Origin of the sequence: Pseudomonas oryzicola (assembly GCF_014269185.2) — a bacterium.
Taxonomy (GTDB): Bacteria; Pseudomonadota; Gammaproteobacteria; order Pseudomonadales; family Pseudomonadaceae; genus Aquipseudomonas; species Aquipseudomonas oryzicola.
Map to the genome: position 1 here is coordinate 1910368 of NZ_JABWRZ020000001.1, position 13435 is coordinate 1923802.

Below are 13435 nucleotides of genomic sequence, written 5' to 3' on the forward strand. Positions count from 1 at the left end.
ACGACATGATTCTGGTTTCGGGAAGGCATGCCTTGGGAGGTGTGGCGCCTGGGAGATCGAGCGCCGCCCGCGCGGCGCATCGCGGATAAATCCGCTCCTACGTTTGTTTCGGGCCAGTAATGCCTGTGGCAGGTGCGCGCGACCGCCTGGTTCATACGACGCGCTATCACGTGATGCGCCAGAGCGCCTTCGCGCAAATCCTCCAGGAATGATTGGCCTGAAACCAATGTAGGAGCGGATTTATCCGCGATGCGCCGCGCGGGCGGCGCGCGATCTCCGAGGCGCCACACCTGCCAAGCCAGACCCCGCTAATTTCTCCCCCTGCCCATACGTTCCCCTGTGTACATCCGGCCGCCGTACGCTGCTCGCCCCACCTTTGCGCAGCAGCCGGCCCGACCCACCCGACACTGGCAGGAACACCCCCATGACGGACGCCTTCGAACTCCCGCTCTCGCTGGCCCAGGCCCTGGCGCAACGCGCCGCACAGACCCCGGAGCGGATCGCCTTGCGCTTTCTGGCCGACGCTCCCGGTGAGCAGGCCGTGCTCAGCTACCGTGAACTCGACCAGCGCGCGCGCACCATCGCCGCCGCGTTGCAGGCGCGGGCCGGTTTTGGTGACCGTGCAGTGCTGTTGTTCCCCAGCGGGCCGGACTACGTGGCGGCGTTCTTTGGCTGCCTGTATGCCGGCGTGATCGCGGTGCCGGCCTACCCGCCGGAGTCGACGCGCCAGCACCACCAGCAACGTTTGCTGTCGATCATCGACGACGCCGAGCCGCGCCTGCTGCTGACCGTGGCGGCGCTGGAGGGGAGCCTGCAGGGCCTGGAGGCGCTGGCCACGGCCAACGCCCCCGCGCTGCTGGCGGTGGACGGCCTGGACCCGGCGCTGGCTGCGAACTGGCGCGAGCCGGCGCTCAAGGCAGAAGACATCGCCTTCCTGCAGTACACTTCCGGCTCCACCGCGCTGCCCAAGGGCGTGCAGGTCAGCCATGGCAACCTGGTGGCCAACGAGCAATTGATCCGCCGCGGTTTCGGCATCGACCTCAACCCCGACGACGTCATCGTCAGCTGGCTGCCGCTGTACCACGACATGGGCCTGATCGGCGGCCTGCTGCAGCCGATTTTCAGCGGTGTGCCCTGCGTGCTGATGTCGCCGGGCTACTTCCTGGCCCGCCCGCTGCGCTGGTTGCAGGCCATCAGCGAGTACGGCGGCACCATCAGCGGTGGCCCCGACTTTGCCTACCGCCTGTGCAGCGAGCGGGTCAGCGCAGCCGCCCTGGCCGGGCTCGACCTGAGCCGCTGGCGCGTGGCGTATTCCGGCTCCGAGCCGATCCGCCAGGACAGCCTGGCCACCTTCGCCGACAAGTTCCGCGCCTGCGGCTTCGACCCGCAGAGCTTCTTCGCCAGCTACGGCCTGGCCGAAGCGACCCTGTTCGTCAGCGGTAGCCGCCGTGGCCAGGGTATCGCCGCACTGGAACTGGACGCCGAGGCTTTCGCCGCCAACCGCGCCGAGCCGGGCCAGGGCAGCGTGCTGATGAGTTGCGGCTACCCGCAGCCCGGGCATGCGCTGCGCATAGTCGAACCGCAACACCTGCAGGTGCTGGGCGACAACCAGGTCGGCGAGATCTGGGCCAGCGGCCCGAGCATCGCCCGAGGCTACTGGCGCAATCCGCAGGCCAGCGCCCGTACGTTCGTCGAAATGGACGGCCAGACCTGGCTGCGTACCGGCGACCTGGGCTTCATGCGTGCAGGCGAAGTGTTCGTCAGCGGGCGCCTGAAAGACCTGCTGATCGTACGCGGGCAGAACCTCTACCCACAGGACCTGGAAAAAACCCTCGAACGCGAAGTCGAGGTGCTGCGCAAAGGCCGGGTGGCAGTATTTGCCGTCGAGCACCAGGGTGAGGAGGGCATCGGCGTGGCGGTGGAAGTCAGTCGCAACGTGCAAAAGGCGGTCAAGCCCCATGACCTGATCAAGACCCTGCGCCAGGTCGTCGCCGATGCCTGCCGCCAAGCCCCGGCGGTGGTCCTGCTGCTGAACCCCGGGGCATTGCCGAAGACCTCCAGCGGCAAGTTGCAACGTTCGGCCTGCCGCTTGCGCATGGCCGATGGCAGCCTGGATTGCTATGCCAGGTTCCCTGACCAGCACCCAGCCGACGCCAGATCGGCAACCGCTGATGCGCTGCAGGCGCGCATCGCCAGCGTATGGTGCGACATCCTCAAGGTGGAGACAGTGGCGGCAGACGACCACTTCCTGCTGCTGGGCGGCAACTCCATCGCCGCCACCCAGGCCACCGCTCGCCTGGCCGACGAGCTGGGCATCACGCTCACCCTGGCGACATTGTTCGAGGCGCCGGTGCTGGCCGACTACAGCCAGGCAGTGGCGGCCCTGCTCGCTGCCGGCGGCGCGCCAGCCACTGCCATCGCCCCGCTGGCGCGCGCCCGGGCATTGCCCCAATCACCGGCGCAAAACCGCTTGTGGCTACTGTGGCAGTTACAGCCGCAGGCAGCGGCCTACAACATTCCGGCTGGCCTGCACTTGCGTGGCGAGCTGGATCAACGCGCCCTGGAAGCGGCCTTCCAGGCGCTGGTGCAGCGCCATGAATCACTGCGTACCGTGTTCAGCGAAGAACACGGCCAGGCCCTGCAACGCATCCTGCCGTCAGCGCCATTCCACCTGCGGCGCCTGGACCTCGAAGGCCAGGCGCCCGAACAGGTCGCTGCCCGGCGCGAGGCGGAAGCCTGCCAGCCATTCGACCTGACCCAGGGGCCGCTGCTGCGGGTGACCCTGGTGCACCTGGGCGATGAAGACCATCAGCTGTGGATGACCCTGCATCACATCGTCGCTGACGGCTGGTCACTGAATATCCTGCTGGAGGAATTCGCCAGGTCATACGCCGCCCACTGCCAGGGCATGGAGGCCAACCTGGCGCCGCTGCCCCTGGGTTACGCCGATTACGCCAGCTGGCAGCGGCAGTGGCTGGCCGCAGGCGAGGCCGAGCGCCAGTTGCACTACTGGCAGGCGCGCCTGGGCGATGAAACGCCGGTGCTCGACTTGTGCACCGACCAGCCGCGCGCCAGCCTGCGCGACCACCGGGCTGCCCGGTTGAGCGTGAAGGTGCCGGCCAGCCTCGCCGAGGCGCTCAGGGGCCTGGCGCGCGAGCAGCAAGCCAGCCTGTTCATGGTCTTGCTGGCCGGATGGCAGGCGCTGCTGTACCGTTACAGCGGCCAGGCCGATATCCGCGTCGGCGTGCCCAACGCCAACCGCCCGCGCCTGGAAACCCAGGGCATGGTCGGCTTCTTCATCAATACCCAGGTGATGCGCGCGCAACTCGATGGCCGCCAGCCGTTCAGCCAGTTGCTGGCCCAGGTGCGCCAAGCCACCCTGGAAGCCCAGGCCAACCAGGACCTGCCGTTCGAGCAACTGGTCGAAGCCTTGCCCGAGGCGCGCGAGCAAGGCCTGTTCCAGGTCATGTTCAACCACCAGCAACGCGACCTGTCGGCCCTGCGCCGCCTGCCTGGCCTGCTGGCCGAAGAATTGCCGTGGCACAGCCGCGAGGCCAAGTTCGACTTGCAGCTGCACAGTGAAGAAGACCATCAGGGCCGCCTGAGCCTGGCCTTCGACTATGCCGCCGAGCTGTTCGAAGCCAGTACCATCGAAAGGCTGGCCCAGCACCTGCTGGCCCTGCTGGAACAGGTGTGCGCCGCGCCGCAGAGCGCCCTGGGCGAGGTCCAGCTGCTCGACGAGCCAGGCCGCAGGCAACTGCTGGGTTGGGGCCAGGCACCGGCCCCGGCGCCGCAGCGTCTGCTGGTCGAGCAGCTCAATGAACAGGCGCGGCAGACCCCGCAGCACATCGCGCTGGTCTGGGAGGGGGGCAGCCTGGATTATGCCGAGCTGCACCAGCAAGCCAACCGCCTGGCCCATTACCTGCGCGACAAGGGGGTTGGCCCCGATACCTGCGTGGCCATTGCCATCGAGCGCTCGCCGCAACTGTTGGTCGGCCTGCTGGCGATTCTCAAGGCCGGTGGTGCCTATGTGCCGCTGGACGTCGATTATCCCGCCGAGCGCCTGGCCTACATGCTCGCCGACTGCGGCGCCAGCCTGCTGCTGAGCCACAGCGGCCTGCTGGGCAAGCTGCCGCAGGTCGACGGGCTCAGCGCCATCGCCCTCGACCAGCTGCACCTGGACAGCTGGCCCAGCCATGCACCAGGGCTGCATCTGCACGGCGACAACCTGGCGTACGTGATCTACACCTCCGGCTCCACCGGCCAGCCCAAGGGCGTAGGCAACACCCACGCGGCACTGGCCGAACGCCTGCAATGGATGCAGGCCACTTATGCGCTGAACGACAGCGACGTGCTGATGCAGAAGGCACCTGTCAGCTTCGATGTTTCGGTGTGGGAGTGCTTCTGGCCCCTGGTCACAGGCTGCAAGCTGGTGCTTGCCGGCCCCGGTGAGCACCGTGACCCGCAGCGCATCGCCGCGTTGGTGCAGGCCCATGGTGTGACCACGCTGCATTTCGTGCCGCCACTGCTGCAGGTGTTTGTCCAGGAGCCGCAGGCACAGGCCTGTACCAGCCTGCGCCGGGTGTTTTCCGGGGGTGAGGCGTTGCCCGCCGCGCTGCGTGACCGCGTGCTGCAGGTGCTGCCGCAGGCACAGTTGCACAACCGGTACGGCCCGACCGAAACCGCCATCAACGTCACCCATTGGCACTGCCAGGCGGCGGATGGCGCGCGTTCGCCGATCGGCCGCCCGTTGGCCAATGTGCTGTGCCGCGTGCTGGACGACGAACTTGAACTCGCAGCCCCCGGTGTGCCGGGCGAGCTGTACCTTGGCGGTGCCGGCCTGGCCCGTGGTTACCTGGGCCGGCCGGGCCTTACCGCCGAGCGCTTCGTGCCCCGGGCCGATGGCCATGGCGAACGCCTGTACCGCAGTGGCGACCGTGCCCGCTGGCAGGTACAGACCGAGGCCCTGGAGTACCTCGGCCGCCTCGACCAGCAGGTCAAGGTGCGTGGTTTCCGCGTCGAGCCCGAGGAAGTCCAGGCCTGCCTGCTGGCGCAAGCGGGTGTCGAACAGGCGCTGGTGCTGGTGCACCAGGACGCGGTCGGCGCGCAACTGGTCGGCTACTACTGCGGCAGCGCCCAGCCAGCCGAGTTGCTGGCGGTGCTGGCCGAACAGTTGCCGGCCTATATGGTGCCGGCACAACTCGTCCCGCTGGCGCAGATGCCGCTGGGCCCCAGCGGCAAGGTCGAACGCAAGGCGCTGCCGGCCCCGGTGTGGCAGCAGCGTGAGCACGTCGCGCCACAAAGCGCATTGCAGCAGCAGGTCGCGGCCATCTGGCGCGAGGTGCTGAACCTGCCGCGGGTCGGCCTGCAGGATGACTTCTTCGCCCTCGGCGGCCACTCGCTGCTGGCCACCCAGATCGTTTCGCGCACCCGCCAGGCCTGCGATGTCGAGCTGCCGCTCAAGGCCCTGTTCGATGCCAGCGAACTGGGCGCCTTCTGTGCCGAGATCGCCCGTATCCGCGGCGCCGGCGAGCGCAACCTGCAAGGCGAAATCGCCCGCGTCGACCGCCGTCAGGCCGTGCCGCTGTCGTACTCGCAGCAACGCATGTGGTTCCTCTGGCAGATGCAGCCGGACAGCCCGGCATACAACGTCGGTGGCATGGCGCGCCTGCGCGGTACCCTGCATGTGGAAGCCTTCGAGCGTGCACTGCAGGCGCTGGTGGTGCGTCATGAAACCTTGCGCACTACCTTCCCGAGCATCGACGGCGTGCCGTACCAGTGCGTGGCGCAAGACGCCAGCCTGCACCTGGACTGGCTGGACTTCAGCGCGTTGCCTGACGCCACCCGCCAGCAACGCCTGCGGCAACTGGCCGACGATCAGGCGCACCAGCCCTTCGACCTGGAGCGCGGCCCGCTGCTGCGCGCCTGCCTGGTCAAGGCCGAAGAGCGTGAGCATTTCTTCGTGCTAACCCTGCATCACATCGTCACCGAAGGTTGGGCCATGGACATCTTCGCCCGCGAACTGGGCGAGTTGTACGAAGCCTTCGTCGATGACCGCGAATCGCCACTACCTCCGCTGCCGGTGCAGTACCTGGACTACAGCCTGTGGCAACGGCAATGGCTGGAAAGTGGCGAGGGTGCGCGCCAGCTGGCCTACTGGCAGGCCCGTCTGGGCGATGAGCACCCGGTACTGGCACTGCCTGCCGACCGCCCACGTCCGCCGCTGCAAAGCCACCGTGGCGAGCTGTATCGCTTCGAACTGGACCCGGCGCTGGTCGCCCGCGTGCACGCCTTCAACCGCCAGCGCGGCCTGACCCTGTTCATGACCATGACCGCCACCCTGGCCGCCTTGCTGCACCGGTACAGCGGCCAGCGCGACCTGCGCATCGGCGCGCCGGTGGCCAACCGCATCCGCCCGGAAAGCGAAGGCCTGATCGGTGCGTTCCTCAATACCCAGGTGCTGCGTTGCGAAGTTGACGGGCAGATGACTGCCCATGCCTTGCTGGAGCAGGTGCGCCAGGCTGCCATCGAGGGCCAGTCGCACCAGGACCTGCCATTCGAGCAGTTGGTGGAAGCCCTGCAGCCACCGCGCAGCAGCGCCTACAACCCGCTGTTCCAGGTCATGTGCAACGTACAGCGCTGGGCTTTCCAGCAAAGCCGCACGCTGGCCGGCATGCAGGTGGATTACCTGGTCAACGATGCCAGCGCCACCAAGTTCGACCTGTACCTGGAGGTGACCGACCTTGATGGGCGCCTGAACTGCTGCCTGACCTACAGCCGCGACCTGTTCGACGAGCCGCGCATCGTCCGCATGGCCGAGCACTGGCAGCGGCTGCTGGTCGGCCTGCTGGACGACCCGCAGCAACGCCTGTGCGAACTGCCGATGCTGGGCAGCGCCGAGCAACAGGTGCTGGCGGGCCAGTTGCAGGGCGAGCATGCACACGACTTCGACCAGACCCTGCACGGCCTGTTCGCCGCCCAGGCAGCGCGCACCCCGCAAGCCACTGCGCTGACCTTTGCCGGCCAGCACCTCACCTATGCCGAGCTCGACCAGCAAGCCAACCGCCTGGCCCGCGCCCTGCGCGAACGCGGGGTCGGCCCGCAGGTGCGCGTGGGCCTGGCGCTGGAGCGCTCGCTGCACATGGTGGTCGGTTTGCTGGCCATCCTCAAGGCCGGTGGCGCCTACGTGCCGCTCGACCCCGAATACCCGCTCGACCGCCTGCGCTACATGATCGAAGACAGTCGCATTGGCCTGTTGCTGAGCCAGCGCGCGCTGCTGCAAACGCTCGGCGGGCTGCCCGAAGGGGTGGCGTGCTGGAGCCTGGAAGACGACACCGCCAGCCTGTCGGCCTACAGCGATGCGCCACTGGACAACCGCAACCTGGCGCAGCACCAGGCTTACCTGATCTACACCTCCGGTTCCACCGGCAAGCCAAAGGGCGTCGTCGTCAGCCACGGCGAATTCGCCATGCACTGCCAGGCGGTGATCTCGGCATTTGGCATGCGCGGCGACGACTGCGAGCTGCACTTCTATTCGATCAACTTCGATGCTGCCAGCGAACGCCTGTGGGTGCCTCTGCTGTGCGGTGCCCGCGTGGTGTTGCGCGCCCAGGGGCGGTGGGGGGCCGAGGACATCTGCCAGCTGGTACGCGAGCAGCAGGTCAGCATCCTCGGCTTCACGCCCAGCTACGGCAGCCAGTTGGCGCAGTACCTGGCCGGGCAGGGCGAGCAGTTGCCGGTACGCCTGGTGATCACCGGTGGCGAAGCGCTGACCGGCGAGCACCTGCAGCGCATTCGCCAGGCGTTTGCGCCGCAGCAGTTGTTCAACGCCTACGGCCCGACCGAAACCGTGGTCATGCCACTGGCCTGCCTGGCACCGGACACGCTGCCGGCGGACCTCGGCAGCGTGCCGATCGGCCGTGTTGTCGGCAGCCGCACGGCCTATATCCTCGACGAAAACCTTGCCCTGTTGCCGCAAGGCGGGATCGGCGAACTGTATGTCGGCGGTGCCGGCCTGGCCCAGGGTTACCACGACCGCCCCGGGCTCAGCGCCGAGCGCTTCGTTGCCGACCCGTTCAGTGCCGCAGGCGGGCGCCTGTACCGCACCGGTGACCTGGTGCGCCTGGGCAGCGATGGCCTGGTCGAGTACGTGGGGCGTGCCGACCAGCAGGTAAAGATTCGCGGCTTCCGCATCGAGCTCGGGGAAATCGAAAGCCGCCTGAAGGCGCATGCCGAGGTCGAGGAAGCCGTGGTGCTGGCCCTCGACTTGCCGGGTGGCAAGCAACTGGTGGGGTACCTGGTATGCCGGCAGGCGGCTGCCGACAGCGCGGCCCAGGGTCGGCTGCGTGAAGCGGTAAAGGCCGAGGCCCGGCGTCACCTGCCGGACTACATGGTGCCCGCCCACCTGGTCCTGCTCGACAGCCTGCCGCTGATGGGCAACGGCAAACTCGACCGCCGCGCGCTGCCGCTGCCAGACCTGGAGCAGGCCCGCCAGCACTATCAGGCCCCTGCCAATGTGCTTGAAGCGCAACTGGTGCAGATCTGGTGCGATGTGCTGAACCTGGCCCGGGTCGGCGTGCAGGACAACTTCTTCGAACTGGGCGGCGATTCGATCCTGTCGATCCAGGTGGTCAGCCGGGCCCGCCAGGCTGGCCTGCAGTTCACGCCGCGCGACCTGTTCCAGCACCAGACCATCCAGACCCTGGCGACCGTCGTTCGCCACAGCGAAGCCACCCGCAGCCTCGACCAGGGCCTGCGCCAGGGGCAGGTCGGCCTGACTCCGATCCAGCACTGGTTCTTCGACACTGACGTGCCGCAGCCGCAGCACTGGAACCAGGCGGTGCTGCTGCAAGCTCGCCAAGCGCTGGACGAAGCGGTACTGGAGCAGGCCCTGGCCGCCCTGGTGCGGCACCACGACAGCCTGCGCCTGCGTTTCAGCGAAACCAACGGCCGCTGGCAGGCCACGTACGCCCCGCCAGGCGCCGGGCAATTGCTGTGGAGCGCGACAGTAGCCGACTTCGCCGATTGCCAGGCGCTGTACACCGACCTGCAACGCAGTCTCGACCTGCAGCAGGGCCCATTGCTGCGCGCCTTGCTGGTGCGTGACGGGCAGGGCAGCCAGCGCCTGTTGCTGGCGATCCATCACCTGGTGGTGGATGGTGTATCCTGGCGGGTGCTGCTGGAAGACCTGCAGGCGTTGTACCGTGGTCAGCCGTTGCCGGCCAAGACCCACGCCATGGGCGACTGGGCGGCACGCCTGGCCAGCTATGCCGGCAGCGATTCGTTGCGCGACGAGCTGGGCTGGTGGCAGGGCCAGCTTGCGGGCGTGCGTCACGAACTGCCGTGCGATCACCCGCAGGGCGGCAACCAGCAGCGCCATGCCCGTACCCTGGCCATCAGCCTGGATGCGCAGCAGACCCGGCAGTTGCTGCAGCAGGCCCCGGCGGCGTACCACACCCAGGTCAACGACCTGCTGCTGACTGCGCTGGCGCGCACCGTATGCCGCTGGAGCGGCGATGAAGCGGTGTTGGTACAGCTGGAAGGCCATGGCCGCGACGAGTTGTTCGAAGACATGGACCTGACCCGCAGCGTCGGCTGGTTCACCAGTGCCTACCCACTCAGCCTGCGCCCGCTGCCGGGCCAGGACGACGCGGCGCGGGCCGCTTCGATCAAGCGCATCAAGGAGCAACTGCGCCAGGTGCCGCACAAAGGCCTGGGCTACGGTGTGCTGCGCTATCTGGCCGATGCGACCGTACGCGAGCAGATGGCGGCCTTGCCGCAGGCGCGCGTCACCTTCAACTACCTGGGCCAGTTCGACCAGCAGTTCGACAGCGCGGCGCTGTTCCAGCCGCTGGACACCCCCGCCGGCCAGGCCCACGCCGCCGATGCGCCGTTGCCCAACTGGCTGAGTGTCGATGGCCAGGTGTATGGCGGTGCCCTGCAATTGCGCTGGACCTTCAGCGCCGAACGCTATGACGAGCAGACCATCGCCAGCCTGGCCGAGGCCTATCGCCAGGAGCTGCTGGCGCTGGTCGAGCATTGCCTGGCCGATGGCAACGGCAGTTTCACGCCGTCCGACTTCCCGCTGGCGCACCTGACCCAGGCGCAGATCGACGCCTTGCCGGTGCCGGCTGCGCAGATCGAGGATGTCTACCCGCTGACGCCGATGCAGGAAGGCATGCTGTTGCACACCCTGCTGGAACCGGGCACCGGCCTCTACTACATGCAGGACCGCTACCGCATCAACAGTGCCCTTGACCCTGAACGCTTCGCCCAGGCCTGGCAAGCGGTGGTGGCACGGCATGAGGCGTTGCGCGCATCGTTCAGCTGGAACACCGGCGAGGCGATGCTGCAGATCATCCATAAACCAGGCAACACGCCGCTGGACTACCAGGACTGGCGCGACCTCGATGAAGACGCCCAGGAGCAGCGCCTGCAGGCCCTGCACAAGCAGGAGCGCGAGGCTGGCTTCGCCTTGCTCAGCGAAGCGCCTTTCCACCTGCGCCTGGTGCGCGTGGCCGATGAGCGCTACTGGTTCATGATGAGCAATCACCACATCCTGATCGACGCCTGGTGCCGCTCGCTGTTGATGAACGACTTCTTCGAAATCTACCAGGCCCTCGGTGAGGGCCGTCAGGCCCGACTGCCGGTGCCGCCGCGCTACCGCGACTACATCGGCTGGCTGCAACACCAGGGCCTGGACGACGCCCGCGCCTGGTGGCAGGCCAACCTGGCAGGCTTCGAGCGCGCCACCGCCATTCCCAGTGACCGCCCGCTACGCCACGAACACGCCGGCAGCGGCATGGTCGTCGGTGACTGCTACACCCGCCTGGCGGTAGACGACGGCGTGCGCCTGCGCGAACTGGCCCAGGCTCATCAGCTTACCGTCAACACCTTTGCCCAGGCGGCCTGGGCCCTGGTGCTGGCGCGCTACAGCGGCGACCGTGACGTGGTGTTTGGCGTGACCGTGGCCGGGCGCCCGGTGAGCCTGCCGCAGATGCAGCGCACTGTCGGCCTGTTCATCAACAGCGTCGCCCTGCGCGTGCAATTGCCGGCGGCCGGCCAGCGTTGCAGCGTGCGCCAGTGGTTGCAAGGCCTGCTGGAGCGCAACATGGAGCTGCGCGAGTACGAATACCTGCCGCTGGTAGCGATCCAGGAATGCAGCGAACTGCCCAAGGGCCAGCCGCTGTTCGACAGCCTGTTCGTGTTCGAGAATGCGCCGGTCGAAGCCGCCGTGCTCGATCATGCCCAACACCTCAACGCCAGTTCCGACTCGGGCCGCACCCACACCAACTTCCCGTTGACGGCGGTGTGCTATCCGGGTGATGACCTTGGCCTGCACCTGTCGTTCGACCAGCGTTACTTCGACTACCCGACCGTCGAGCGCCTGCTGGCCGAGTTCAAGCGCCTGCTGCTGGCGCTGGTGCAAGGCTTTGCCGAGGAGGTGAGTGCGCTGCCGCTGCTGGGCGCCGAGGAACAGCGCTTCCTGCTCGAGGACTGCAACCGCACCACGCGTGCCTACCCGCTGCAGCAGAGCTACATCGCCCAGTTCGAGGCGCAGGTGGCGGCGCACCCGCAACGTACCGTGGCTCGCTGCCTGGAGGCGAGCTATGACTATGCCGGGTTGAACCTGGCGGCCAACCGCCTGGGCCATGCCCTGGTTGGCGCAGGTGTGAAAGTGGACCAACCGGTGGCACTGCTGGCCGAGCGTGGGCTGCCGTTGCTGGGCATGATCGTCGGCAGCTTCAAGGCTGGCGCTGGCTACCTGCCGCTGGACCCGGGCCTGCCGTCGGCGCGCCTGCAAGGCATCCTCCAGCTCAGCCGAGCCCCCGTGCTGGTGTGCAGCGCGGCCTGTGCCGGGCAAGCTCGGCAGTTGCTGGAAGCGCTGGAGGCAGCGGCACGCCCACAGTTGGTGGTGTGGGAAGACATCCAGGCCAGCCCGGTGGCCAGCCACAACCCAGGCATCCATAGCGCCCCGGGCAACCTTGCCTATGTCATCTACACCTCAGGCTCAACCGGCCTGCCGAAAGGGGTGATGGTCGAGCAGCGCGGCATGCTCAACAACCAGCTGAGCAAGGTACCCTGCCTGGCGCTCACTGAGCACGACGTGATCGCCCAGACCGCCTCGCAGAGCTTCGACATCTCGGTATGGCAGTTCCTTGCCGCGCCGCTGTTCGGCGCCAGGGTGGAGATCGTGCCGAACGCGATCGCCCATGACCCGCAGGCCCTGCTGGCGCATGTACAGGCCACCGGCATCACTGTGCTGGAAAGCGTGCCGTCGCTGATCCAGGGCATGCTGGCCAACGACCACCAGGCCCTCGACGGCCTGCGCTGGATGCTGCCGACCGGCGAAGCCATGCCGCCGGAGCTGGCCGCGCAATGGCTGCAGCGTTACCCGCAGATCGGCCTGGTCAATGCCTACGGCCCGGCGGAGTGCTCCGACGACGTGGCATTCTTCCGCGTCGATACTGCCTCGACCCACGGCAGCTATCTGCCGATTGGCCGGCCGACCGACAACAACCGCCTTTACCTGTTCGACGAGGAGCAGGCATTGGTGCCGTTGGGGGCGGTGGGTGAACTGTGCGTGGCCGGCACCGGCGTCGGCCGCGGTTATGTCGGCGACCCGGTGCGGACCGCGCTGGCGTTCATCCCGCATCCCCATGGTGCAGCAGGCGAGCGCTTGTACCGCACCGGTGACCTGGCGCGGCAGCGACCGGATGGCGTGCTGGCGTACATCGGGCGCATCGACCACCAGGTGAAGATCCGTGGCTACCGTATCGAACTGGGCGAGATCGAAGCGCGCCTGCACGAGCAGGTCGAGATCCGCGACGCTGCCGTTGGCGTGCAAGAGGGCGTCAATGGCAAGTACCTGGTGGGCTACCTGGTGGCACACCAGGGCTTCAGTGCCGATGCCACATTGCTGGAGCAGCTCAAGCAGCGCCTGCGTGCCGAGTTGCCGGAGTACATGGTACCGCTGCACTGGGGCTGGTTCGACAGCCTGCCGCACAACGCCAACGGCAAGCTCGACCGCAACGCCTTGCCGGCCATCGACATCGGTGGCCAGCACAGCCAGGCCTACCAGGCACCGCGCAATGAGCTGGAGGCGCTGCTGGCGGATATCTGGGCCGATGTGCTCAAGGCCGGGCGGATCGGGGTGCATGACAACTTTTTCGAACTGGGCGGGCATTCGCTCCTGGCTACGCAGATCGCCTCGCGGGTGCAGAAGCAGTTGCAGTTGAATGTGCCGCTGCGGGCGATGTTCGAGTGCACCACGGTGGCGGAGCTGGCCGAATATGTGCAGGGCCTGCAGGGCAGTGCGCTGGATGAAGCCAAGGTCGATCGGCTGAGTGACCTGATGGCCGAGCTTGAGGGGTTGTGACCTGAATAGACAAGACCTGCGCTGTCCCTGTGGGAGCGGGTTTACCCGCGAACACCG

1 protein-coding gene is annotated in these 13435 nt (G+C 67.7%); it reads left to right on the plus strand.

Annotated features, from left to right (window positions below; genetic code table 11):
• Positions 1-424 precede the first annotated feature (424 nt).
• Positions 425-13378: a non-ribosomal peptide synthetase gene (locus tag HU760_RS08680; RefSeq protein WP_186674822.1), complete on the plus strand. Its 12954-nt coding sequence runs from the start codon at positions 425-427 to the stop codon at positions 13376-13378.
• The last annotated feature ends 57 nt before the right edge of the window (positions 13379-13435 follow it).